22 protein-coding genes are annotated in these 23,726 nt (G+C 58.9%); 12 read left to right on the top strand and 10 right to left on the bottom strand.

Features of this window, described 5'->3' with window-relative positions; genetic code table 11:
• Positions 1-18: 18 nt before the first annotated feature.
• The 4 genes from ACYZT8_RS12150 to ACYZT8_RS12135 form a co-directional block, all read right to left on the bottom strand.
• The gene (locus tag ACYZT8_RS12150; RefSeq protein ID WP_461981397.1) at positions 19-1,521 is read right to left on the bottom strand and encodes a CoA-acylating methylmalonate-semialdehyde dehydrogenase; all 1,503 of its coding nucleotides are present in this window, start codon (positions 1,519-1,521) and stop codon (positions 19-21) included.
• A gap of 43 nt (positions 1,522-1,564) precedes the next feature.
• Entirely contained in the window at positions 1,565-2,374 is an 810-nt protein-coding gene (iolB, locus tag ACYZT8_RS12145; protein ID WP_461981395.1) for a 5-deoxy-glucuronate isomerase, read from the bottom strand.
• Complete coding sequence (gene iolE / locus ACYZT8_RS12140) at positions 2,371-3,264, bottom strand: myo-inosose-2 dehydratase (protein ID WP_461981393.1); 894 nt, start codon at positions 3,262-3,264, stop codon at positions 2,371-2,373. The genes iolB and iolE overlap by 4 nt, the downstream gene beginning before the upstream one ends.
• 204 nt (positions 3,265-3,468) lie before the next feature.
• The gene (locus tag ACYZT8_RS12135; RefSeq protein WP_461981391.1) at positions 3,469-5,406 is read right to left on the bottom strand and encodes a bifunctional 5-dehydro-2-deoxygluconokinase/5-dehydro-2-deoxyphosphogluconate aldolase; all 1,938 of its coding nucleotides are present in this window, start codon (positions 5,404-5,406) and stop codon (positions 3,469-3,471) included.
• Between the two features lie 311 nt (positions 5,407-5,717).
• On the opposite strand from ACYZT8_RS12135, the gene ACYZT8_RS12130 reads away from it, so the two are divergent.
• The 4 genes from ACYZT8_RS12130 to ACYZT8_RS12115 all read left to right on the top strand — a co-directional run bounded on the left by ACYZT8_RS12130 (position 5,718) and on the right by ACYZT8_RS12115 (position 9,577).
• Positions 5,718-6,638, top strand: coding sequence for a MurR/RpiR family transcriptional regulator (locus tag ACYZT8_RS12130; RefSeq protein ID WP_461981388.1), 921 nt, complete (start codon positions 5,718-5,720; stop codon positions 6,636-6,638).
• A gap of 76 nt (positions 6,639-6,714) precedes the next feature.
• On the top strand, positions 6,715-7,326 hold the full coding sequence (locus ACYZT8_RS12125; RefSeq protein WP_461981386.1) for a glutathione S-transferase: 612 nt from the start codon (positions 6,715-6,717) through the stop codon (positions 7,324-7,326).
• A 25-nt stretch (positions 7,327-7,351) separates the two neighbouring features.
• Positions 7,352-8,455, top strand: coding sequence for a DNA alkylation repair protein (locus ACYZT8_RS12120; RefSeq protein ID WP_461981384.1), 1,104 nt, complete (start codon positions 7,352-7,354; stop codon positions 8,453-8,455).
• Positions 8,456-8,947: 492 nt separating this feature from the next.
• Positions 8,948-9,577 (top strand): DUF3885 domain-containing protein, encoded by a 630-nt coding sequence (locus ACYZT8_RS12115; protein ID WP_461981382.1) that lies wholly within the window; start codon positions 8,948-8,950, stop codon positions 9,575-9,577.
• A gap of 125 nt (positions 9,578-9,702) precedes the next feature.
• Here ACYZT8_RS12115 and ACYZT8_RS12110 read toward each other — a convergent pair whose 3' ends face one another.
• From ACYZT8_RS12110 to ACYZT8_RS12095, 4 genes are all read right to left on the bottom strand, one after another.
• Positions 9,703-10,083, bottom strand: coding sequence for a hypothetical protein (locus ACYZT8_RS12110; protein ID WP_461981380.1), 381 nt, complete (start codon positions 10,081-10,083; stop codon positions 9,703-9,705).
• Between the two features lie 173 nt (positions 10,084-10,256).
• Complete coding sequence (locus ACYZT8_RS12105; RefSeq protein WP_461981378.1) at positions 10,257-11,588, bottom strand: serine hydrolase domain-containing protein; 1,332 nt, start codon at positions 11,586-11,588, stop codon at positions 10,257-10,259.
• A gap of 396 nt (positions 11,589-11,984) precedes the next feature.
• The gene (locus tag ACYZT8_RS12100) at positions 11,985-12,347 is read right to left on the bottom strand and encodes a DUF6124 family protein (protein ID WP_461981377.1); all 363 of its coding nucleotides are present in this window, start codon (positions 12,345-12,347) and stop codon (positions 11,985-11,987) included.
• A gap of 506 nt (positions 12,348-12,853) precedes the next feature.
• On the bottom strand, positions 12,854-13,438 hold the full coding sequence (locus tag ACYZT8_RS12095; protein ID WP_461981375.1) for a cytochrome b: 585 nt from the start codon (positions 13,436-13,438) through the stop codon (positions 12,854-12,856).
• A 373-nt stretch (positions 13,439-13,811) separates the two neighbouring features.
• Between ACYZT8_RS12095 and ACYZT8_RS12090 the strand changes: the two genes are divergently transcribed.
• The 7 genes from ACYZT8_RS12090 to ACYZT8_RS12060 are packed head-to-tail and all read left to right on the top strand — an operon-like array spanning position 13,812 to position 20,157.
• Complete coding sequence (locus tag ACYZT8_RS12090; RefSeq protein ID WP_461981373.1) at positions 13,812-14,489, top strand: thermostable hemolysin; 678 nt, start codon at positions 13,812-13,814, stop codon at positions 14,487-14,489.
• Positions 14,479-15,960, top strand: coding sequence for an AMP-binding protein (locus ACYZT8_RS12085; protein WP_461981371.1), 1,482 nt, complete (start codon positions 14,479-14,481; stop codon positions 15,958-15,960). Before ACYZT8_RS12090 ends, ACYZT8_RS12085 begins: the two co-directional genes overlap by 11 nt.
• A complete protein-coding gene (locus tag ACYZT8_RS12080) occupies positions 15,957-16,631 on the top strand; it encodes a TenA family transcriptional regulator (RefSeq protein WP_461981369.1) in 675 nt (224 codons plus the stop codon). The genes ACYZT8_RS12085 and ACYZT8_RS12080 overlap by 4 nt, the downstream gene beginning before the upstream one ends.
• The gene (locus ACYZT8_RS12075; protein WP_461981367.1) at positions 16,618-17,427 is read left to right on the top strand and encodes an SDR family oxidoreductase; all 810 of its coding nucleotides are present in this window, start codon (positions 16,618-16,620) and stop codon (positions 17,425-17,427) included. Before ACYZT8_RS12080 ends, ACYZT8_RS12075 begins: the two co-directional genes overlap by 14 nt.
• Positions 17,424-18,068 (top strand): tetratricopeptide repeat protein, encoded by a 645-nt coding sequence (locus ACYZT8_RS12070; protein WP_461981365.1) that lies wholly within the window; start codon positions 17,424-17,426, stop codon positions 18,066-18,068. The genes ACYZT8_RS12075 and ACYZT8_RS12070 overlap by 4 nt, the downstream gene beginning before the upstream one ends.
• Positions 18,069-18,079: 11 nt before the next feature.
• Complete coding sequence (locus ACYZT8_RS12065) at positions 18,080-18,742, top strand: response regulator (protein ID WP_461981363.1); 663 nt, start codon at positions 18,080-18,082, stop codon at positions 18,740-18,742.
• Positions 18,739-20,157: an ATP-binding protein gene (locus tag ACYZT8_RS12060; RefSeq protein WP_461981361.1), complete on the top strand. Its 1,419-nt coding sequence runs from the start codon at positions 18,739-18,741 to the stop codon at positions 20,155-20,157. Before ACYZT8_RS12065 ends, ACYZT8_RS12060 begins: the two co-directional genes overlap by 4 nt.
• 216 nt (positions 20,158-20,373) lie before the next feature.
• Here ACYZT8_RS12060 and ACYZT8_RS12055 read toward each other — a convergent pair whose 3' ends face one another.
• On the bottom strand, positions 20,374-20,589 hold the full coding sequence (locus ACYZT8_RS12055; protein ID WP_461981359.1) for a DUF4287 domain-containing protein: 216 nt from the start codon (positions 20,587-20,589) through the stop codon (positions 20,374-20,376).
• Positions 20,590-20,952: 363 nt separating this feature from the next.
• Positions 20,953-21,837 carry a LysR family transcriptional regulator gene (locus ACYZT8_RS12050; protein ID WP_461981357.1) on the bottom strand — a complete coding sequence of 295 codons (885 nt, stop codon included), beginning with the start codon at positions 21,835-21,837 and terminating at the stop codon, positions 20,953-20,955.
• Between the two features lie 133 nt (positions 21,838-21,970).
• Here ACYZT8_RS12050 and ACYZT8_RS12045 point away from each other — a divergent pair, with 133 nt between their 5' ends.
• Positions 21,971-23,632, top strand: coding sequence for a GMC family oxidoreductase (locus ACYZT8_RS12045; protein WP_461981355.1), 1,662 nt, complete (start codon positions 21,971-21,973; stop codon positions 23,630-23,632).
• Positions 23,633-23,726: the final 94 nt, after the last annotated feature.

Below are 23,726 nucleotides of genomic sequence, written 5' to 3'. Positions count from 1 at the left end.
GTTCTCCGCACAGGTGAATTATTTGGCCGTCGGCATGCTGAATTCAGGGCCCTTGGCGATGCTGTCGGGCCAGCGCTGCATCACGCTTTTGTAGCGGCTGTAGAAGCGGATGCCTTCTTCGCCATAGGCGTGATGGTCGCCGAACAACGAACGTTTCCAGCCACCGAACGAGTGCCAGGCCATGGGCACTGGGATCGGCACATTGATGCCGACCATGCCGACTTTGATGGTGCGGGCGAAGGCTCGGGCAATGCCGCCGTCGCTGGTGAAACACGACACACCGTTGCCGAATTCGTGGGCGTTGATCAAAGCGACGGCGCTGGCGAAATCCGGGACGCGGACGATGCCCAGCACCGGACCGAAGATTTCCTGCTGATAGATGCTCATTTCGGTCGTGACGTTATCGAACAGCGTCGCGCCGACGAAGAAGCCATTTTCGGCACCAGGCACTTTGAAGTGACGGCCATCGACAATCAGCTGCGCACCTTGCGCCACGCCCTGATCAATAAAGCCTTCGACCTTGGCCTTGTGTTCGGCCGTCACCAACGGCCCCATGTCGCTGTCGCCCTGCATACCATTGCCGACCTTAAGTTGATCGATGCGCGGCAGCAGTTTGGCAATCAGCTGGTCAGCGACATCACCCACCGCAACGGCAATCGAGATCGCCATGCAGCGCTCGCCGGCCGAGCCATAAGCTGCACCGATCAAGGCGTCTGCGGCTTGATCCAGATCCGCATCGGGCATGACGATCATGTGGTTCTTCGCCCCGCCCAGCGCCTGAACCCGCTTGCCGCGAGCAGTGCCTTGCTGGTGGATGTACTCGGCAATCGGCGTCGAGCCGACAAAGGAAATCGCCTCGATGTCCGGGTGTTGCAACAGTGCGTCGACCGCCGTCTTGTCGCCCTGAACCACGTTGAACACGCCGTCCGGCAACCCCGCTTCGGTCAACAGGCGCGCCATCAGCAAACTGGCGGACGGGTCGCGCTCGGAGGGTTTGAGGATGAAGCAGTTACCGGTGACCAGCGCCAGCGGGATCATCCACAACGGCACCATCACCGGAAAATTGAACGGCGTGACGCCGGCGCAAACGCCCAGTGGCTGACGCAGGTTCCAGTTGTCGATTCCGCCGCCGATGTTGTCGCTGAACTCGGTTTTCAGCAGGTTCGGCGCACCGCAGGCGTATTCGACGATTTCGATGCCACGGGTGACTTCGCCCTTGGCGTCGGAAAACACCTTGCCGTGTTCGCGGCTGATGATTTCTGCCAGTTCATCGTGATGACGGTCGAGCAACTCCTTGAACTTGAACATCACCCGCGAACGGCGCAGGGACGATTGCTCGGACCAGGCCGGGAATGCTTTCAGGGCCGAGGCAACGGCGTCGTCCACGGTCTTCTGGCTGGCCAGCCCGACGCGCGCTTGAACTTTGCCGGTGGCCGGGTTGAAGACGTTACTGAACCGCTCGCTGCCGCTGTCTTGCACTTGACCGTCGATGTAATGGCCGATGACCGGGGCGTCGCTCATTGTTCTTGTTCTCCGTGCAGAAAGTGAAATCAGGCTTTTTAGTTCAGAGATCAAGCAGCCAGCTGTGCTGCGGATCGTTATGGAACTGCCAGACGCGTTTCGGCCCCGCCATCACGTTCAGGTAATACGACTCGTAGCCGTAGGGCACGCTGACCGGGTGATAACCCTTGGGCACGACCACGAGGTCGCTGTTTTCCACGGCCATGGCTTGGTCGATGCTGCGGTCGTCGGTGTAGACGCGCTGGAACACGAAGCCTTGGGGCGGGTTGATCTGGTGGTAATAGGTTTCTTCGAGAAAGCTCTGGTGCGGCAGGTCGTCGGTGTCGTGTTTGTGCGGCGGGTAGCTCGACGAATGTCCCGACGGCGTGCGCACTTCCACCACCAGCAGCGAATGGGCGGGCTCGGTGTCCGGGAGGATGTCGCACACGTAACGGGTGTTGGCGCCCTTGCCGCGCACGCTGCGCTTCATGCTGTCGGGTTTGATCAGCCGCGGGCGGAGGCCCTTATCGGCTGAGCCCGGTGCGGCGCAGACGGCGATCTGCACGTCGCTCAGTGCGACGACTTGGGCCTGGCTGCCCGGTGGTAAATAAGCAGCGAACGGCGATTTGTCTTCGAACACCGACTGGCGATCGCCGAGGTTGTCCCAGTCGAACGCGCCCTGCCCCGGTGCTTCGCCCTTGATGCTGACCCGGCCGCTGAGCAGCACCAGGCACAGTTCCTTATCGCCCGCCGACACCGGCAAGGTTTCGCCCAGGCTCAAGCGGTACGCGGCGAAACCGACGAATTCCAGTTCACCTTTGCCCAACTCGACCATGGTCCGGCCACGGGCGTTGCTTTTGACCAGCAGGCTCATAAGGCAATCCTTTCGTCGAGCAGCGCTCGCAGGGTGTCATAGCCTTTTTTCGCGTAGGCATAACTGGGCGCAACGGCCGGATCCTGTTCGGCCTCGACCACCAGCCAGCCGTGGTAATCGTTGGCCAGCAACACCTCGAGCAGCGCGGCGAAATCGATGTCGCCATCGCCGGGCACGGTGAAGGTGCCGTTGATGATGCAGTCCGGAAAGCTCCACAGGTTGTTGCGCGCCATTTGCACCACCGGTTTGCGCACGTCCTTGAAATGCACATGGCAGATGCGCTCGATGTGTTTGCGCAGCACCTGCAACGGCTCGCCGCCGCCCATGTAGCAATGGCCCGAATCGAACAGCAGACCGACTTCGCTGCCGGTCAGCGCCATCAGTTTGTCGATGTCGGCCGGGGATTCGACGTAAGCGCCCATGTGGTGGTGATAGGCCAGGCGCACGCCTTGGGACAGGGTGAAACGCGCCAGTTCGGTGAGCTTGTCGGCGTACTCCCGCCAAGCCTGTTCGGTGTGAAAACGTGGGCGTTCGACCAATGGAATGCGTTGGCCCTGGATTGAGTCAGCCACTTCACCATAAACCAGCACCTTGGCGCCGTTCTTCGCTAGCAGTTCGACATGACTGCCGATGGCGTCGATTTCTTCGGCCACGGAACGGCGGGCCAGACGGCTGGAATACCAGCCGGACACCAGCGCCAGATCGTAAGGCCGCAGCACGTCACCGACGCCTTTGGCATCTTTGGGGAATTTGCCGTTGAGTTCGAAACCTTCGTAGCCGATTTCCTTGCCTTCGCTTAACGCAGTGCTCAGCGGCGTCTCGCCACCGAGTGACGGCAAGTCGTCGTTGCTCCAGGAGATCGGGTTGATGCCAATTCGGATAGCGGGCATGGCTGCACCTTTTGTTGTTTTTTCTAAAATGTTCAACAGATCACCTGTGGCGAGGGAGCTTGCTCCCGCTCGGCTGCGAAGCAGTCGTAAAACCTGTGGATGCGGTTTATCTGATACACCGAGCCGGTTGATTTGGGACTGCTTCGCAGTCCAGCGGGAGCAAGCTCCCTCGCCACAAATAGCTCCATTAATCAGGTGCGTTGTTCAGGCGCGGGCGGTGCGCCAGGCATCGATCAGTTCGACGAAGGTGTCCTGCACCTGGCGGATCAGCCCTTCGTCGTCGATTTCACCGGCCATCCACGCTCGGCTCGGTTCCTGGAAAATCGTCCGGCCCACGGCGAAGCCACGGCACGTCTGGCTTTGACTCGCTTGTTGAAACCCTTCGGCCAACGCCGCCGCCGGCGCATTCAGGCCCAGCAACACCACGCCACGGCAATACGGATCACGTTCCTGAATCAACTCATCAAGCTGCTTCCACTCCTCGGCGCTTTGCGCTTCGATCTTCCACCACGCCGGGTAAATACCCAGGTTGTAGAGGCGTTTCAGCGCGCGATACAGCACGTCCGGATGGGTCGACGGATGATCCTTCGGCGGGATGATTTCCAGCAGCAGTTCATGGCCGCTGACCTGAGAGGCCTGATACAAACCCCTGATCTGCGCTTCCTGCTCCAGACGCAGCATCGGCTCGTCGTCGGGGTGGAATTGCACCAGGCACTTGATTATTTGCTCTTGCGGCCAGGCAATCAGGTTGCTGCCAATGGAGCGACCATGTTCGAACGCCAACGGCCGCGAGCCCTGCACTTCCACCGGCCGCGCCACCCACCAGCCGCGACCGGTCGCCGCATTCAGCGAGTCCTGGCCAAAGCGTTGATCAGCCAACAACCCAACATCCGCATCGATCCCTTGCTCACGCAAATCGGTTTCAACCCGTTCCACGGCTTTGATAAAAAGTTGCTTGAGTTCGCAGATGGCGTTCAAGTCGCGGCCGCCCTTGTGCGCCAGTTCCACCAGTTGGCCTCGATGATCAAAGGCAAAGATGAACAGCTGCCGCCACTGTTTGCGCGGCACGCTGACCTGATGCAGTCGCTGCAACACCTCATCCTGATCCGGACGCGTGATTGGAACCGGGCTGTTGAACAGATAATCGAGTTCGGCGCGGGTCGGCATCGCCGGGGCGCAGGCATGGCGCGACACCACCAGACCGCCGCAGGCATTGGCCAACTGGCAGCAACGCTCATCGCTGGCATCCTCCAGCCATCCGCTGAGGAAGCCCGACATAAAGGCATCGCCGGCCCCCAATACATTGAGCACTTCCACCCGCACGCCGGGGTAAATCGCCCCGTCTTCAAGGCGCACCGGAATCACCCCGTGAATCACCGTGCAACCCTGCGGGCCGAGCTTGACCACCAGTATTGCATCGCTCAAACGCCGGACATTACGTAGCGCAGTGAGCAAATCCCCGGCGCCGCCAGCAATCAAAAACTCTTCTTCAGTGCCGACAATCAGATCAAAACGCGGAAGGATTTTCTGCACATGCTGGCTGACGTTCTGATCAGCGACGAAGCGGGTTTCCCCGTCAGCCTTTCCCGCCAGCCCCCACAGCACCGGTCGATAATCGATATCCAGCACACGTTTGACGTTGTGCTTCTCGGCATAATCCAGCGCCTGAATGCTCGCCTTGTACACGCCGTCGGTGGAGAAATGGGTGCCGGTGATCAGCAAGGCTTTGCTGGAGGCAATAAAGGCTTCGTTGATGTCTTCGGCCCGCAGCGCCATGTCGGCGCAGTTTTCGCGGTAGAAGACTAAAGGAAAGGTTTCGCGGTCCTTGAGACCGAGCAGGACCATGGCGGTCAAGCGTTCCGCATCGACCTTGATGCCGCTGACATCACAACCTTCGCGGGCCAGGGATTCCAGCAGGAACCGACCCATGTGGTCGTCCCCTACCCGGCTCAACATCGCCGACTTCAGGCCCAACCGCGCGGTGCCGAAGGCGATGTTGGCGGACGATCCACCGAGGTATTTGGCGAAGCTTGAAACATCTTCCAGCCGCGCCCCGACTTGCTGCGCATAGAGGTCGACGCCAAGGCGCCCCAGGCAAATCAGATCCAATTGACGCCCACTGGCAAAACGAGTCTGGCCCATGCTGGCTCCTGTTATTTTTATCAGCCTGCGTTCGGGGCGATGGAGGCGCCGAACACTCTTGGTGGGATGCAGACTAAAACGACCGGGACCGAACAATCAATAATTATTCCAAATAATTTTTACGTGGAATATTTTTTCCAATAAACTTTTACAAAAGCATTCCAGACACAGTGCATCGTTTCAGCAAACCGCAAGCCGGCCGCAAGCTCAAGATTTTATTCCGGCCTACCCTGTAGACTGCGCACAGCCAACCTATTGTCAGGGGACGACAAAAAAGTCGTCCCTATAAGAACAAGCCAGAAGGATTCCCTATGTCCCGCACCGATCAGCCGGCTACGACCGAGAGCACGCCCGACAGCGATCTCGTCAGCCCCCCGATCAATGCCGAGCGTCTGCTGCAGCTGATCACCAACGAATACGAAAGCCTGCCGCGCCAGCTCAAACGCATCGCCAGCTACATGAGCCAGCAAAGCGACCGGATCATGGTCGACCGCATCAGCGACATCGCCCGCGAGTGCGAAGTGCACCCGTCGGCCATCGTGCGGTTCTCCCAGCGCTTCGGCTTCAGCGGTTTCAGCGAAATGCAGGCCCTGTTCCGCGAGGCGTACACGCACAAGACCACGCCGGTGCAGAACTACCAGCAACGCATTCGCAGCATGATCGCCAACAAATCGCAGAAAGCCAGCGGCGGCGACCTCGCCCGCGAATGCATCGACGCGACCCTGTCCGGCATCGAGCGACTGGGACAGGAACTCGATGACGAAGCCTTCGACAAAGCTGTGGACCTGGTGGTGAATGCCGACAACATCTACGTGGTCGGCGTGCGCCGCTCGTTCGCGGTGGCCGATTACCTGGTCTACAACCTGCAACACACCAACAAACGCATCCACCTGGTCTCCGGCCTCGGCGGCAGCTACCGCGAGCAGATGCGCAGCGTGCGCGCCAATGACCTGGTGATCGCCATCAGCTTCACCCCGTACGGCAAGGAAACCCAGCACTGCCTGCGCATCGCCCAGCATCATCAGGCGAAAACCCTGATCATCACCGACAGCAACCTGTCGCCACTGGCCAAACGCGCCAACACCGTGTTGCTGGTCAATGAAGGCAGCTCGTTCGCCTTCCGCTCGTTGAGCGCGACCTTGTGCCTGTGCCAGGCGCTGTTCATCGCCGTGGCGTATCGACTGGAATTGAAGGTCGACGAGATTCACGAACAGGTCGGTTTCGACGATTAGCCCAGCGCCGTTTGCAGGTCGCCGAACCTCAGCTAAGGTAGTTCATCCCGACATGGACACCTGAAGGAGCGGCTCAATGAAACTGATCGGCATGCTGGATTCACCCTACGTGCGGCGCGTGGCCATTTCCGCCAGACACTTGGGCATCGACCTCGAGCACGAATCGGTTTCGGTGTTCCGCCACTTCGAGCACTTCCAGCAGATCAATCCCGTGGTCAAGGCGCCTACCCTGGTGCTGGACGACGGCGAGGTGTTGATCGACTCGACGCTGATCATCGACTACCTGGAAGCCCTGGCCGGCCCCGGCAAAAGCCTGATGCCCAGCGACCTCAAGCAACGGTTGCGCGCATGGCGCCTGATCGGGCTCGGGTTGGCGGCGTGCGAAAAGTCGGTGCAGCTTTACTACGAACGCAACCTGCGCCCCGCCGAGATTCAATACCAGCCCTGGGTTGAACGCGTCGAAGGCCAACTCGCCGCAGCCTATTCAGCGCTTGAGCGCGAACTGGAAAAACAGCCTCTGGCAAACGACGCGTTGATTGGGCAAGACGGCATCACCCTCGCCGTCGCCTGGAGCTTCACCAACCTGGTGACACCGGATCAAGTCGATGCCGAACGCTTTCCTTTAATCGCGGAATTCACCGCGCAGGCGGAAAAGCTTGAGGCCTTCATCAGTACCCCGATAACCTGACCGGCCCCCTCGAACGGACCCGACCATGACCGCCGCCGAACAACCCGCCCCGGCGCTGAAGGAAATCTTCAACGCCGAGCGCCTCAAGCACATCGCCACCGAAATGACGGCGGTCTACCCGGCATTCAACGCCAAAGCCTTCCTGAAAATGGCCAACGACGGCCTCGCCGACCTGTCGATCATGCAACGCATGGCCCGGGTCAGCGAAAGCCTGCACGCCGTGTTGCCGCTGGGTTACGAAGAATCCCTCGAAGTGCTGCGCGCCCTCGCCCCGCGTCTGAACAGCGGGTTCGTCAGCATCTCGCTGCCGCATTACGTGGCGATGTATGGCGAGCATGATTTCGAGCGGTCGATGGAGGCGCTCAAGTACTTCACGGCGTTTGGCTCTGCGGAATTTGCGATTCGGTATTTTCTGCGTAGCGATCTGGAGCGGTCGTTGGCGCTGATGCGGGAATGGTCTCGGGATGAGAATGAGCATGTGCGGCGGCTCGCTAGTGAAGGCAGTCGACCGCGGTTGCCTTGGTCGTTTCGGCTGGAGCAGATTCAGCGTGATCCGACGTTGGCCTCCGCGATTCTGGAGAACCTCAAGGCGGATGACAGCCTTTACGTGCGTAAGTCGGTGGCTAATCACCTTAATGACATTACCAAGGACCATCCGGAGTGGGTGTTGGACTTGATTGAGGGATGGTCGCTGGAGAACAAGCACACGGCGTGGATTGCCAAGCATGCGCTGCGCAGTTTGATTAAGCAGGGGAATCAGCGGGCGCTGGCGATTATTGGGGCGAGTGGGAAGGCTGAGGTTGAGATTGTTGGGGTGAAGGTGGAGCCGGCGGTGATTCGGTTGGGGGAGAAGATCACGTTGTCGTTTGGGGTGAGATCGACGGTGGCGGAGAGTCAGCGGTTGGTGATTGATTATGCGATTGATTATGTGAAAGCCAATGGCAGCACCTCGGCGAAAGTGTTCAAGCTTAAGGCGTTGACGCTGGCTGGCAAGGCGACTGAACGGGTTAGCCGTGGTCAGCAGATCAAGGAACTCACCACTCGTAAACACTATGTGGGCAAACACGCAGTGCACATCTTGGTAAACGGCGAACGCCTCGCCACCACCTCATTCGAAATCCTCGCATAACTTTTTTGTAGCAGCTGCCGAGCAGCGCGAGGCTGCGTTCGGCTGCGAAGCAGTCGTAAAATCACGCAGCTGGTTCTTTCAGGAAAACCGCGTCTACTGGCTTGCAAAGACTACGCCCTCGAACGCAGCCTCGCGCTGCTCATCAACCGCTACACATGCACGCACTGATCGACTGTTAAGTAAATCCACCTCGCTATTCCCAGACCAATCTTGCCAGCGCATCACAGGATTGATGGCCATGGCATGGGGGGCATTAACTCGGCATGGTGGTGTCTGGAGTAGATAAGCCAAAAAGGCAGCCAAGCCAAAAAAGGGACGAATGTGTTTTTCCGTTCTTTGTGCAGTCCACTTCGGATCGAATGCAGGGCTCGCGACAGCCACCAATCGGCCAACAGCGGACGCTCGCGGCTTAGCTCAGATCTTACGTATACAGTAATATCCGTCTGCACCGCCCAAGCTATGGAGTCGGGCTATTAGCCATGAAGGGATCAAGTGAATCTACAACTTGAAATTGAGAGGATCTTTGGGGGTAAAGCATTTGCCAGGCCACTTTTCTATTCCTATCCAGGAGGTCTGCGTTTTGAGCTCTCTGAAACTGGTGGAGTGATTGAGCAATTTCTAACAGCACTACGAAAATCAACAAAGATCTGCAGCGATATCTTCCTTGATGACGCGACGCTTGTTGCTTGTCTGCGCATTCATTCTGGCAGCAACCGATTTGCTCATCGGCCCCTGATTCACGCTCTTCGATCTGCCGGCATTAACATACCCACGGAATGCTCAGTCTGGAGTGAGGAGATAGATCCGGAGGAATGGTTTTGCGAAAGGGAGCCGGAGTATTGGATCAACATCGCATTTGAAGCGCCTGCGACTCTGCTTCAAGCATTTCTTTGGTGTGCTTTGGCTAGGGACTTTGCCGCAATTCAGCCTAAACCCAACTGCGTTTTATACCTCTTCAATTTGAAGAAGCACGTCATGGTTTTTCCCTACGACGACAGAGGTATGGATGTGGTCGGCCCCAACAAAGATCTGCTTTCACAGCTGTATCGTCTGCATCAGACATACCTGCTGGATTACGACCGACACACGATGGACACCACATTTGAAGGGCCTGCGAGCTAGCCTCATTGCTTGAATTGGAGCTGAAACGTAAGCGCTCCATAAACCCCACCTGCACATGAAGCGCCGATTCAAGGATGCTGAGCTCCCATTTCTCGCTCGGATCGACCGATCCGCCGGACGGTCTGTTAGTCGTTACGTGTCTGTTCAAGCCGCCTATCAAGCTCGCTTGGCGGCAAGTTCGGCGTCGAGTGAAGCGTCAGCCAGACGGCCCGCAGAATGTTGATCGCGGCCATGTTCAGGTGTTGTTCGGCGGCGTGCAGGGCCAGTTCGGCTGCCAGGCGCTTGTCGGCAGCACTGAGGTGCGCCGTTTTGTGGGTCATGTCCGCATCGATGTTGGCCAACAGCCCCTGGAGTTCCTGCACCGCCTGATCCGATGCCTGACGCATGTCCGCCAGCAGGCGGCTGGCTTCGGCAGGCGTCATGGACAAGGCGCGGACGCTGCGAAAAGTCAGGCGGGCGGGCAAGGTGGCCAAACTGAAACCCGTCGAAATTAACTTGCCAATCATGCGAACAACTCCTGTGAACGAGTGTTTCAGCAGCGTATCAGAGTAAATCGCAAAAAATGTCTGCTCATAAAAGAGGACGGATTTATTTTTATGGAAAATAAATCCGTACCCTTTTTTCTTTTGAAGCAAAAGCCCACTGAAAGAGGGGACTAGGATCCCCTCCAATTACTGCATTAATGCAAAGCTTGAATCAGGGAGTTGAAGAAAACACCCTGCTCGCTATACAACACATCAGGTCCTTCAGCGTGCTCCCAATTGGACCACTGGACCATAATCAAATTTTCCTTCTGATTGATTGCGATCGCTTGGCCGAAAATGCCATATGCCCAAAAGGTTTCGTCTGAATTGAAGGTACTTGTAGGTGCAGAGGAAGCCTCATCACCGGGCGCAAATCCCATATACCACCACTGATAACCATACTGACCCTTCGGAGCCCATGACTGTACGGATCCGTCTGCGTTAGTCCAGTCCGTAGAACGCTTTATCCAGTCGCCTGGCAGGACATGTTCGCCGTTAGAAAGTACGCCATTATTGGCCACAAACAGACCGAAGCGCCCCCAATCTCGCAATGTTGCATTGAAACCATAGCCACCCATATCAGCTTTTCCAGGTTTAAGCGCATACCAAACACCGTCTCGCTCCATTCCGGCTGGCTGCCACACTTTTTTCTCCAAGTATTTGGCGATGGTCATTCCGGTTGCACGTTCCAAAACCAAACCTACCAACCAAGAACCACCAGCGTTGTAACTCCAGCGCTCCCCTGGTTTTACACCGGGATTTCGGGCGAGGCCGCTAACGAGCGAGAGGATACAACTGTAAGGATCTTTAGTAGTCTCGCATAAGATTATCTTGGAAACATCGGAGTTGGGATCAGTGTAGCCCTGACTCCATTGAATGCCGGAAGTATGTTGCATGAGTTGGTGCAGCGTTACTCCTTCCCATGCCGTACCTTCCAGTTCAGGAATATATTGCGTGATCAACGTATCAACCGATTCGATGGCATGGTCTTTTATCGCCGCACCAACGAGTACAGATACAATGGCTGTAGCAACTGATCTGGATGTCCAAAGCGTCGTCTCATTAACGCTGTCACCGTAATGTTCCAAGACAATTTGGCCGTTCTTAATTAACAGCAATCCCGCAACGCTTTGATTTCTCAGGTAGTCGCTAATGCCAAGTTTTTTGTTGTCTAACTTATATTCCACATTTGAAATAGATTGGCCGAACGGTAGCTTTTGCATGTTATTTTCGGAGCTTGAAAAAACATCACCACCATAAAGGTGGTACATATTTTTAGAACCAACAAATCTTTCACTCTGACTCCAGGCAAGTCTTTTTTTAGGGTCAGGAATAATTCTATCGGCCGGTTCTGGGCAAGAGTTCATCATATAACCATAGCAAGCCATAAGAGGGCTGGCACAAACTTCTTGCCAAAGTAAACTGCCGACAAGCAAGCTACAAATTTTTATTGATTTGATCGCGCTGTTGGAAATTATTATTTTCATGGCGAGCCTCAATGAACTATTAAGCGCATCCACTCATAGCCTCATCTGTTGGTTATTGCAGGTTTCCGCTTGAACAATATAGTCATAGGATCAAATATTCCTAGTTGAAATCAGCAAAAACATGTAATTTCGAAATACCAATTTGAGGCAAAAAACCACTGTATATTCCGAATGGCTATCCCTGTAAATAATTTGAGACAACTAGGGCGTATCGACCTGTTTTACGTTCCTATTCTGACTGTAAAATTTGCTCAAAAACGTTTTCACACAGCCTGGACCGATAGCAGCCAGCAATGATCCGATTTTGGCCCAAAAGCTGAAACCTCAAGGATACAGTCGCCGACTTACCCTCCCTCTGTGACGCCGGACTATCCGACCGCCACAGAGGGTTTGCCCTTACTCCTTCACCTCAACCTTATCCAACGCCTGATTCACCGCCAATTCCCCCAACATCACCACCTGCGTAATCCCCAGCAGCGTCTTGCGGTGGGAGTTATCCAACAACGCCGCAAAATTGCTGAGCATGGTAGTGGCCGAGCCCAGTGATTCGCTGGCGTTGGCCAGCAGCGATTCGGTGTCGTACGCCGGGTTGGCGAGGAACATGGGTTCGGGTTCGTGGGTGCTGGCCATGATGTGGGCACCTGGGTTGAGGTAGTGGTCGAGGGCGCGTTCGGCGGCTTCGTGGAGTTTTTTGGAATCGAGGGATTCGTAGGGGGATGCCGGATTGGTGTCCGGTGGGTTGGGTGTGGGTTTGATCATAGTGAAACTCCGATGCTACTTAAAAAGGGAGCCATCGCCCTCTCGCTACCAAACGGAGGGTGGCGGCCATACGGAGGTTGGTAGACCGGGCATCGGAACCGGCGCTCCCGAAGGAGCCCTACGCATGGCCACCATAAAATCGCAGTCCTGAGAAAGGACCGCCGAAGGTGACGCTATGCGTCGATGCTGTGGGTCTACCAAACCCATCGCTGTTTTTCAGCGACGAGACCACGATAGAACCCACGCCCTAGACGCACAAGCCGGCGGATTCTGGCGTACGCGTAGGTAATGACGCAAGGTGGTGTAGCCGTTGGGACGTAACACTGAGTGTCTTTAAACGTGGGCATTGAAACCTGTTTAAGTGCATCAGCAGTCGAGCAAAACATCCGAGCCTGAATATGGGGTGTCAGGTCTGGCGTCATCGCGGGCAAGCCCGCTCCCACAGGGTTTGTGGCGAATTCGACGTCTTGGGGTGGCAATGTATGCGTCCTGCATCGGGCTCGGGTTTAGTGCTGGCGCTGGTTGATGGGATTACTGGACCGGCCCGGCAACATGCGGGTCAGGGTGTTGTCCCGGACCCAATAGTGATGAAACAACCCCGCCGCCGCGTGCACGCCGATCAGCCAGTAACCCGCGCTGCCCAGCAGTTCATGCCAGTACTTGAATTGCTTGGCCAAGTCCGGATCAACCGCCACCGGCGATGGCAGGTAGAACTCGAAATAGGGCATCGGCTTCCCACCGGCCGAGAGCATCAGCCAGGCTAACAGCGGCGTTGCGATCATCAATACGTACAACGCCAGGTGCATCAGGTGCGATACGCCGGTCTGCCATTTGGGCAGTGCCGGGGTAATCGGTGGCCGAGGTGTCAGGCGCCCGAGCAGACGCACCCACACCAAGGCGAAAATGCTCAAGCCGAAGAGGCCATGCAGTCCAAGAAACATTCCCCTCAAGGCATCCCCCTTTGGCAGCAGGCCTTTGATTTCGATGCTGGCATACACGCCCACGAACAGCACCAGCATCAGCATCAGCATCAGCCAGTGCAAGGTGATCGAGAGTTTTCCATAGCGTTGTACTGCTGAGTCGCGGGTCATAAAGGGCCTCGATAACTTCATTGCCGACTGCCGAGTCATTCGTGCGGCCGGGGTCCGGTGTGTCACCGCACCGACGGGCGACACCCTGCCCGTCCAGTCTTAAGGCAATCTGAAGACAACCCACGGTAGCAGCTCGTTTGATTCGGGCGCGTTCGGACGCAGCAGCCGTGAAATCAGACGATGCGGCGTATCAGGAGCACTGCGTGCACAGGATTCACGACTGCTTCGCAGCCGAACGCAGGCTTCGCCAGCTGCTACAAATAGCGTTAAAGCAGTGATCCGGCATTACCGGCCCTTTCTTTTTTTCACCTTCAGACTCCGTTAAGAAATGCCTCGGATACTCCTCCCACACTGACCCGGGAGGCGCATTCCAATGCCCGATTTTGAATGGAATATTCCTCTACCCCTGCGCTTCGGCCAAGCCGAAACGCAGACGATGAGTCTGGCCAGAGCGTTGCCGGACAACGTCGAGCGGCCTGTCTTCGAAGCCTTTATCCAGCAACGTTTTCGTAAAGCCCACGGCGCCGATATTCGCCATTTCATGCCGGAGCTGTTCGGCATGCGCGATCAAACAGGCACGCTCAGCGCAGTGGCCGGCGTGCGTCTGGCCAACTCCGAATCGTTGTTTCTGGAACGTTATCTGGACGAGTCGATTGAGCCGCTGATCAGCGCTGCGGCTGACCGCCCGGTGGATCGCGCCGGCATCGTCGAAGTCGGCAATCTGGCGGCCAGCGATACCGGCAGCGCGCGGATGAGCATCATCGCCATCACTTATCTGCTGGCCATGGGTGGCCTGGAATGGGTGGCATTCACCGGCAACATCGGTCTGGTCAACAGCTTTCATCGCCTGGGCTTGAAACCGGTGACGCTGTGCGCGGCCGACCCTGAGCGGCTGGGGGATGAACGCCAGCACTGGGGCAGTTATTACGAGAGCAAACCCTGGGTGCACGTCGGCAACATCCGCGCCGGTTTCATTCATTTGCGCAACATCGGGATGTTCAATCGCCTGGGGTTGCCGACGTCCCTTGAGGAATCCAGCCATGTCGCCTGAAACCGAGCGTTTCAAACAGACGCTGCGCAGCCATGCCCAGCGCAAGACCCACGCGATAGCGTTGTGGGGCGATCAGCTGAAAGTGGATTACGCGACGCTGTACGCCGAAGTGGTGTACCGCCAGCAACGGCTGCGCGATGAGCAGGTCAAGGTGATTGCGCTGGCGTTGGACAATGGCGTCGAAGCCATGCTCTGGGACCTGGCGGCGCTGTTCGAAGGCTTGACGTGCCTGACGTTGCCGCCCTTTTTCAGCCCGGCTCAACGCGCTCATTGCCTGGAACAGAGCCAGGCCGAACGGGTAATTGCCGAGCCCGGGCTGGACGCTGAACTGGAAATGGCCGGGTACGAGAAAGCCGGTGAATTCTGGCGTCGCACCTTTAGCGGCCCGAACCGGATGCCGGAAGGGACCGCCAAACTGACGTTCACTTCCGGCACCACGGGCACGCCCAAAGGCGTGTGCCTGAGCGCCGAGAGTCTTTTAACGGTCGCTCGCGAACTGGATCAGGCCAGCAAACCCACCGATCCGCAGCATCACCTGGCCCTGTTGCCCCTGGCGATTTTGCTGGAAAACCTCGGTTGTTATGCCGCGCTGTATGCCGGTGCAACGTTGAGTTTGCCCAGTCAGAAGACCCTGGGGATTCAGGGGGCCAGCGGTGTTGATGTGCCGCGCCTGCTCGGTTGCTTGGCGACCCGGGCGCCCGAGAGCCTGATCCTGGTGCCGCAGTTGTTGCTGATGCTGGTCAGCGCCGCCGAGCAGAAAGCCTTCAACCCCTACTCTTTGCGTTTCGCCGCAGTGGGTGGCGCGCGGGTTTCAGAAGAATTGCTGCATCGCGCGCAACGGATCGGCCTGCCGGTTTACGAAGGCTACGGGCTGTCGGAGTGCGCCTCGGTGGTGTGCCTGAATCGGCCCGAAGCACGCCGCCCCGGCAGTGTCGGCCGGCCCCTGCCCCACGTAGAGATTCGCTTGGCCGAGGACGGCGAAGTGCTGGTCAAGGGTTCGACCTTGCTCGGTTACCTGGGCGAGGCGCCGCACAGCGATGAATGGTGGCCGACCGGCGATCTCGGCGAGTTTGACGCCGATGGTTTTCTCTACCTCAAGGGGCGCAAGAAGCATCAATTCGTCACCAGTTTCGGGCGCAACGTCAACCCGGAATGGGTCGAGGCCGAATTGACCCAGCGCCGCCATATCGCCCAGGCCTTCGTCTACGGCGAAGCCATGCCGCGCAACCACGCGTTGCTCTGGCCCCATCGCCCGGAATGCACCGACGGCGAACTGGCCGCTGCCGTCGCCCAGGCCAACGAGGCCTTGCCCGGTTATGCGCAGGTCCATCACTGGACCCGTCTCGATCAACCCTTCTCCCCCGCCAACGGCCTTCTCACCGCCAATGGCCGACCGCGCCGTGACGCCATCGTCCAGCGTTACCGGGCGCAACTGACCGAATCTGTATTTTCCGAGGAATCCGCATCATGAGTTTTTTCGACACGCTGCAAGAAGCCACCCAACACGAACGCCATGAACTGTTCAATCTGCCGGTCATTCGCGATGCGCTTGAGGGCAAGGTCAGCCTGGAAAGCTACCGGGCTTTTCTGGCGCAGGCCTATTACCACGTGCGCCACACCGTACCGTTGATGATGGCCTGCGGTGCGAAATTGCCGATGCGCCTGGAATGGCTGCGTGAAGCGGTCTGCGAGTACATCGAGGAAGAATACGGCCACGAACAGTGGGTGCTTGACGATATTGAAGCCTGCGGCGGCGACCGGAACGCCGTGCGCGACGGTCGCCCGTCCCTGCCGATCGAATTGATGGTCAGCTTTCTTTACGACCTGATTGCCCGCGACAACCCGGTCGGTCTGTTCGGCATGGTCAATGTGCTGGAAGGCACCAGCATTGCCCTGGCCACCCACGCGGCCGGCAGCATTCGCGAGCGTCTGGACTTGCCGGAAAGCGCCTTCAGTTACCTGAGTTCCCATGGTTCCCTGGACATCGAGCACATGCAGACCTATCGCCGACTGATGAACACCCTCGACGATCCAGCGGACCAGGCGGCGGTGATTCACGCCTCCAAAGTGGTGTACACGCTGTACACCGACATGTTCCGTGGCTTGCCGCGCGACGGGGAGACTCTGCATGAAGTTGCATGACGCTCGCGTGGTGCTGACCGGCGCCAGCGGCGGCATCGGCCTGGCGATCGCCACTGCCCTGTGTGCCAGCGGCGCCCGGGTGTTGGCGGTGGCTCGGCATCAGGAACCACTGGCGCCTTTGCTTGAGCGCTATCCGCAACACCTGTGCTGGGTCGGCGCGGACCTGACCGTGCTGTCCGACCGGCGCAAGGTGCTGAGCGCAGCCGAAGCGATGGGTGGGGTCAACCTGCTGATCAACGCCGCCGGGGTCAATCACTTCGCGATGCTCGAACAGCTGGAGGACAGCGACGTCCACGCGATGCTGGCGGTGAACATCAGCGCGCCGATCTGCCTGACCAAAACCCTGCTGCCGCTGCTCAAGCAAGCCGAAAGCGCAATGGTGGTGAACGTCGGCTCGACTTACGGCTCCATCGGCTACCCCGGTTACGCCAGCTATTGCGCCACCAAGTTTGCCTTGCGCGGGTTTTCCGAGGCCCTGCGCCGGGAACTGGCGGACACCCGGGTCAGCGTGCTCTACGTCGCCCCGCGCGCCACCCGCACCAGCATGAACAGCCCGGCGGCGCAGGCGTTGAACGATGCGCTCAAGGCTAACGTCGATGACCCGCAAACCGTCGCGGCCGCGGTGATTCATGCGATTGCCGGTGACCGTCGCGACTTGTACCTGGGCTGGCCGGAGCGCTTTTTCGTGCGCCTCAACAGCCTGCTGCCCAATTTGGTGGACCGAGGCTTGCGCAAGCAATTGCCGCTGATCCGTCGCCTGAGTCAGAAGCCCGACAACGAGAATCTCAAACCATGAAAAAGATCATCGCTTGCCTGCTGCTGGGGGCTCTGAGCCAAAGCGTCTGGGCGCTCGACCCCGCCGACCAGCAACGGCTCCAGGGCATTCAGCAAAGCTGGGCGCACATTCAATACGAAGTGCCGGAGGCGCAACGCACCGCAGCGTTCGAGAAACTGGCAGCCCAGGCTTCGGCGTTCACTCAGGAACGCCAATCGGTGGCCGAAGCCTGGATCTGGTCCGGCATCGTCAGCAGCAGTTGGGCCGGTGCGCAGGGTGGGCTCGGGGCGCTGAGCAAGGTCAAGGCAGCGAAAGTCGATCTGGAAAAAGCCATGGCGCTCGACCCCAAAGCCCTGCAAGGCTCGGCCTACACCAGCCTCGGCGCGTTGTACGACCGCGTTCCCGGCTGGCCCATCGGTTTCGGTGACTCGGACACGGCCGAACAGTTACTCAAGCAAGCCTTGCAACTCAACCCAAACGGCATCGATAGTCTGTACTTCTGGGGCGATCACCTCTACCGTCAAAAACGTTACAGCGAAGCGCGGGCCGCGTTGCAAAAAGCCCTGCAAGCCGCCCCAAGGCCAGGCCGGGAAACGGCTGACGCCGGGCGGCGCAAAGAGATCGAAACGTTGCTGGTGGACGTGAACAAGAAACTCGACTGACAGGAGTTCGTGTGCGCTTATTACTGATCGAGGACGACGTGGCCCTTGGCGAGGGCATCCATCAAGCCCTGGGCCGCGAAGGTTACACCGTCGATTGGCTGCAGGACGGCACCAGCGCCTTGCATGCGCTGCTCAGTGAAACCTTTGACCTGGCGGTGCTCGACCTCGGCTTGCCGCGCATGGACGGGCTTGAAGTGCTGCGGCGCTTGCGGGACAGCGGTTCCAACCTGCCGGTACTGATCCTCACTGCGCGGGACGCGACCGAAGACCGCATTGCCGGGCTGGATGCCGGGGCCGACGATTACCTGATCAAGCCCTTTGATCTGGCGGAACTGAAGGCTCGCTTGCGGGCGTTGTTACGGCGCAGTGCCGGCCGCGCCCAGGTGCTGATCGAACATGCCGGCATCAGCCTGAACCCCGGCACCCAGCAAGTCAGTTATCAGGGCGAACCGGTGGCGCTGACGCCCAAGGAATATCAGTTGCTCCACGAATTGCTCTCGCCGCCGGGCCGGGTCATGACCCGCGATCACTTGATGCAGTTGCTGTATGGCTGGAACGAGGAAGCCGAAAGCAACACCCTGGAAGTGCACATTCATCACCTGCGCAAAAAATTCTCCACCGACCTGATCCGCACCATTCGCGGCGTCGGTTACCTGGTGGAGGAACGTCGATGACGTCGATCCGGCGCCGCACCCTCACGCTGATCATTGGCTTGATGCTGGTGGGGGTGGCGGTGATCAGCCTGTTCAACCTGCACGACAGCAATCACGAAATCGCCGAAGTCTACGATGCTCAACTGGCTCAAAACGCCCGGCTGTTGCAGGGTGTGATGCGCATGCCGATGGCCAGCAAGGAACACGCCGAACTGTATCAGGCCTTCAACCAGGCGCTGGGTGAAGCGGAGCCCAGGGTCGACGGCCATCCCTACGAATCCAAAATGGCCTTTCAGGTGTGGAACCGCACCGGTGAAGTGCTAGTGCACACGGCCAGCGCGCCCTCCTTCAACGCGCCGCCGACCAAACCCGGCTTCAGCGACGTGGTGGACCTGAACAACCGCCACTGGCGTGCGTTCCTGCTGGATGACAAACAGAGCGACCTGAGAATTTGGGTCGGTGAACGGGACGACGTGCGTTCAGACCTGGTGGACAGGATCGTGCGGCATACCTTGTGGCCCAACGTGCTGGGCAGCCTGATTCTGGCGGCGATGATCTGGATGGCCATCGGCTGGGGCCTCAAGCCGCTGGAAGACATGGCGGCGACCTTGCGCGCGCGGCACAGCGGTTCGCTGGAGCCGCTGCAACTGACCCCGTTACCCAGTGAGCTGGAGCCGATGCAAGCGGCGCTCAACCGCATGCTCGCGCAGATTCAGGAAGTGCTGGGCCGCGAGCGGCGCTTCATCGCTGACGCCGCCCACGAAATGCGCACACCGCTGGCGGTGCTGCGCGTGCATGCGCAAAACCTGCTGGAGGCCGGCACTGAACAGGAGCGCCGTGAATCCCTGGAATTTCTGATTGCCGGCGTCGACCGCACCAGCCGTCTGGTCAATCAACTGCTGACCATGGCCCGCCTCGAACCCAAAGGCATGGACCCGGTGTTGCAGCGCATCGACCTGGCACAAACCGTGCGCGACAGCCTTGTGCAGCTGACGCCCTGGTTGCTGAGTAAAAATCTTGAGCTGGCTTTCGACGTCACTGATCGCCCTTTTGAAGTGGTGGCCGACGCCGCCGCCATCGACATCGCCCTCAACAACCTGATCAGCAACGCGGCAAACTTCTCCCCCGAACACGGCGTTATCACGGTGCAGCTGAGTCAGGCGGACGGCTTTTATTCGCTGAGCGTCGAGGACCAGGGCCCCGGCATTGACGAAACGGATCGCGGGCGATTGTTCGAACGCTTCTACAGTCGCGGGAATGTTCATGGAGCGGGTTTGGGCCTGACCATCGTCAACACCATCGCGACCCGCCTTGGAGGACACATTGCGCTGGCCAACCGAGCGGAAGGCGGCCTGCGCGCGACGCTGTCCATTCCCGACAGCCAGCCGCGCACCCCGCTACAGCGCACCACGCGGGAATTGCCGCCGAATGCTTGAGTGATCCCGACACCGCCGAGCGAGTAATCCTCGCCTGAATGCGGTGCGCCAGTTCCGACGCCATCGCGGGCAAGCCCGCTCCCACAAGGATTTGTGTCGACCGCAACACTCAACAACGACACCACCCCCTGTGGGAGCGGGCTTGCCCGCGAAGACGGCGGCACATCCTGCCTCCATCTCCCTGCTATACAACTTAGCCAGCCGTTTACAGATGACTCACTTTTTAACACTCGCCAAATAATGCGCCACCAACGCATTCGCATGCCCATGCCCCATCCCATGCTCATCCTTCAGCAAAGCCACCATTTCCATATGCTTCTTGCCGCTCACTGTCCCGAGCAGATCCAGCCAATGGTTGATGGGCTGGCCATACTTTTTCTCGATAGACGGGAAGTACGACGCCGGGCCTTTCACTTTTGTCTCTTCGCTCATGCTGCAAGCTCCCTGTTTCGCGACGGAGTGTCGGTGGACGCTCCTTGTCTTCAACTACGAATTGAAGGCCAGGATGGCTGTGCAGTCCAGTGGCAGGACGATCCCAACAACATAGTGAAGTTGGTTTTCCGCACAAAGAGTGTCGGCACGTTCTGAAGCGTGAGTAAGCATTTGGAAAAAAGAATCTGACACGCTCCCACTCCTGTGGCGAGGGAGCTTGCTCCCGCTGGGTCGCGAAGCGGCCCCGTCTTCCTGAAAACGCAGGGGACTGCTGCGCAGTCCAACGGGAGCAAGCTCCCTCGCCACAGGGGTTGTGTTGGTTGTTTCATTGCTTGGCTGATCAGAGTTGTGATGGCTGGCAGGCTATCCCATCAACAACCCCTGCTCCGCCTCACACAACTCCACCACGTAATCCCACATCACCCGCAATCTCACCGACTTGTGCAGCTCCCGCCGCGTGCTGATCCAGTAACTGCGCTCAATGCTCTCATCCGGAAACAACGGCACCAGCTGCGGATCGGCGCTAGCCATGTAGCACGGCAGCACCGCGATCCCCAACCCCGAACGCGCCGCCTGTTGCTGGGCGATGACGCTGGTGCTGTGGAACACCACCTGAGGGTTGCGGCAGAAACTGTTGAGGAACATCAGTTCCTGGCTGAACAGCAAGTCGTCGACGTAGCCGATCCAGGCGTGGCGGCCGAGGTCTTCGCGGCTGTGCAGCGGGGGTGCCTTGTCGAGGTAGGCCTGGCTGGCGTAGAGCGCCAGGCGATAGTCGGTGAGTTTGCGCGTGACCAGCATGTCGGCGGCCGGGCGTTCGAGGTGGATGCTGATTTCGGCTTCGCGGTTGAGGATGCTGACGAAGCGCGGCACGGCCACCAGTTCCACTTCCAGTCCCGGGTAGCGTTCGAACAGGCCGTTCATGCGGCTGGCGAGGAACATGATGCCCAGCCCTTCCGTTACGCCGACACGAATCTTGCCCAGGGGCGCCGTGGATTGGGTGATTTCTTCTTGCGCCAGCAACGCGACGTTTTCCATGGCTTCGGCGTGTTTGAGCAGCGCTTCGCCGGCCGGGGTCAGTTCGTAGCCCTGGGCATGCTGGACAAACAGCGCGGTGCCGAGGCTCTTTTCGACGGCCTCGATGTGCCGGGCGACGGTGGCGTGGGTGGTGTTCAAACGGCGGGCGGCGGTGAGCAAACGCCCGCTGCGCTGCAACTCGAGAAAAAACCGCAGGTCATTCCAGTCGAACATGAGTCGTCCTTGGGGCTACGCTGGGTGAGGCGCTGTCTGAAAACGCACAGCGGCTGCGCAAAAACTAACATTCTTTTGACGAAAGCTAACAACTAGGATGACCGACAACAAGAACAACAATACGAGGTCAGGGATGCAGACTTCCCTTGATGAATTCGACTACATCGTGGTCGGCGCCGGGCCGGCCGGGTGTTTGCTGGCCAATCGGCTGTCAGCCGACCCGCAACACCGCGTATTGCTGCTCGAAGCCGGCGGCCGCGATAACTATGCGTGGATTCACATCCCCGTGGGCTACCTGTTCTGCATCGGCAACCCGCGCACCGACTGGTGCTTCAAGACCGAAGCGCAACCCGGCCTGCAAGGTCGCGCTCTGAGTTACCCGCGCGGCAAAGTGCTGGGCGGCTGCTCCTCGATCAACGGCATGATCTACATGCGTGGACAGGCCGGCGACTATGACGGCTGGGCGGCTGATGGGAATCCGGGCTGGAGCTGGAACGACGTCCTGCCACTGTTCAAGAAAAGCGAAAACCATTTTGCCGGCGACTCGGAATTTCACGGCGCTGCGGGAGAATGGCGGATCGAGCGTCAACGGCTCTCGTGGCCGATTCTGGATGCGTTTCGCAGCGCTGCCGAGCAAAGCGGCATCGCCAGCATTGATGATTTCAACCAGGGCGATAACGAAGGCTGCGGCTATTTCCAGGTCAATCAGAAGGCCGGGATTCGCTGGAACGCGGCCAAGGCGTTTCTCAAACCGATCCGCAATCGCGCCAATCTCACCGTGCTGACCGATGTCGAAGTGGACCGCGTGCTGCTGGAAAACGGCCGCGCATCGGCGGTCAGCACGCGATATCAAGGTCAGGCGAAAACCTTCAAGGCGCGCAAGGAAATCGTGTTGTGCGCAGGCTCCGTCGGTTCGCCGAGCATCCTGCAACGCTCCGGGATCGGCCCTCGCCCGCTGCTTGAGAAACTGGGCATCGGTGTGGCCCATGAGCTGCCCGGTGTGGGCGGGAATCTGCAGGATCACCTGCAACTGCGGCTGATCTACAAACTGGAAAACGCGCGCACCCTGAACCAGATCGCCGGCAGCGTGTGGGGCAAAATGGGCATGGGCCTGCGTTATCTGTATGACCGCAGCGGCCCGCTGTCGATGGCACCGAGTCAGCTGGGGGCGTTTGCCCGGTCAGGGCCGGAACAGACTTCGGCCAATCTTGAATACCACGTGCAACCGTTGTCGCTGGAGCGCTTCGGCGAACCGCTGCACGCCTTTCCTGCTTTTACGGCGTCGGTTTGCGATTTAAGGCCGCAGAGTCGGGGGCGCGTGGAGATTCGTTCAACTGATCCGCAGGAAGCGCCGTTGATTCAGCCTAATTACTTGAGCCATCCGGAGGATTTGCGGGTCGCCGCCGATGCCATTCGCCTGACCCGACGCATTGTCGCCGCGCCGGCCCTGCAAGCGTTTAAACCGGTCGAGTATTTGCCCGGTGACAGCTTGCAGACTGAAGAAGAATTGCATGAAGCCGCTGCGCGGATTGGCACGACGATTTTCCATCCGGTGGGCACCTGCCGGATGGGCAATGATGTGGATGCGGTGGTCGACGCCGAGCTACGCGTGCATGGGATTCCCGGTCTGCGCGTTGCTGATGCCTCGATAATGCCGCGCATCACCTCGGGCAACACCTGTTCGCCTACGCTGATGATTGCCGAAAAAGCTGCGCAGCTGATCCTGAACCCTGCTGTACACACCGAACCTGTGGGAGCGGGTTTGCCCGCGAAAGCGGTGGATCTTCAACATTAATGTGCACTGACACTCCGCTATCGCGGGCAAGCCCGCTCCCACAGGGGATCGCACTGGATTTACGGACGTTGAAATACCCGCTGCAAGGAACACG

Source organism: Pseudomonas sp. LB3P93 (genome assembly GCF_054898025.1).
The sequence above is the reverse complement of the archived record's forward strand: the minus strand, read 5'-3'. Positions and strand labels throughout refer to the sequence as shown.

Coding starts and splice junctions, on each gene's coding strand:
- ACYZT8_RS12070 (WP_461981365.1), top strand. CDS start 17,424: ATGAAAAAGATCATCGCTTGCCTGCTGCTGGGGGCTCTGAGCCAAAGC.
- ACYZT8_RS12100 (WP_461981377.1), bottom strand. CDS start 12,347: ATGATCAAACCCACACCCAACCCACCGGACACCAATCCGGCATCCCCC.
- iolB (WP_461981395.1), bottom strand. CDS start 2,374: ATGAGCCTGCTGGTCAAAAGCAACGCCCGTGGCCGGACCATGGTCGAG.
- ACYZT8_RS12080 (WP_461981369.1), top strand. CDS start 15,957: ATGAGTTTTTTCGACACGCTGCAAGAAGCCACCCAACACGAACGCCAT.
- ACYZT8_RS12050 (WP_461981357.1), bottom strand. CDS start 21,837: ATGTTCGACTGGAATGACCTGCGGTTTTTTCTCGAGTTGCAGCGCAGC.
- ACYZT8_RS12105 (WP_461981378.1), bottom strand. CDS start 11,588: ATGAAAATAATAATTTCCAACAGCGCGATCAAATCAATAAAAATTTGT.
- ACYZT8_RS12120 (WP_461981384.1), top strand. CDS start 7,352: ATGACCGCCGCCGAACAACCCGCCCCGGCGCTGAAGGAAATCTTCAAC.
- ACYZT8_RS12110 (WP_461981380.1), bottom strand. CDS start 10,083: ATGATTGGCAAGTTAATTTCGACGGGTTTCAGTTTGGCCACCTTGCCC.
- ACYZT8_RS12150 (WP_461981397.1), bottom strand. CDS start 1,521: ATGAGCGACGCCCCGGTCATCGGCCATTACATCGACGGTCAAGTGCAA.
- ACYZT8_RS12090 (WP_461981373.1), top strand. CDS start 13,812: ATGCCCGATTTTGAATGGAATATTCCTCTACCCCTGCGCTTCGGCCAA.
- ACYZT8_RS12075 (WP_461981367.1), top strand. CDS start 16,618: ATGAAGTTGCATGACGCTCGCGTGGTGCTGACCGGCGCCAGCGGCGGC.
- ACYZT8_RS12130 (WP_461981388.1), top strand. CDS start 5,718: ATGTCCCGCACCGATCAGCCGGCTACGACCGAGAGCACGCCCGACAGC.
- ACYZT8_RS12085 (WP_461981371.1), top strand. CDS start 14,479: ATGTCGCCTGAAACCGAGCGTTTCAAACAGACGCTGCGCAGCCATGCC.
- ACYZT8_RS12045 (WP_461981355.1), top strand. CDS start 21,971: ATGCAGACTTCCCTTGATGAATTCGACTACATCGTGGTCGGCGCCGGG.
- ACYZT8_RS12055 (WP_461981359.1), bottom strand. CDS start 20,589: ATGAGCGAAGAGACAAAAGTGAAAGGCCCGGCGTCGTACTTCCCGTCT.
- ACYZT8_RS12135 (WP_461981391.1), bottom strand. CDS start 5,406: ATGGGCCAGACTCGTTTTGCCAGTGGGCGTCAATTGGATCTGATTTGC.
- iolE (WP_461981393.1), bottom strand. CDS start 3,264: ATGCCCGCTATCCGAATTGGCATCAACCCGATCTCCTGGAGCAACGAC.
- ACYZT8_RS12125 (WP_461981386.1), top strand. CDS start 6,715: ATGAAACTGATCGGCATGCTGGATTCACCCTACGTGCGGCGCGTGGCC.
- ACYZT8_RS12095 (WP_461981375.1), bottom strand. CDS start 13,438: ATGACCCGCGACTCAGCAGTACAACGCTATGGAAAACTCTCGATCACC.
- ACYZT8_RS12060 (WP_461981361.1), top strand. CDS start 18,739: ATGACGTCGATCCGGCGCCGCACCCTCACGCTGATCATTGGCTTGATG.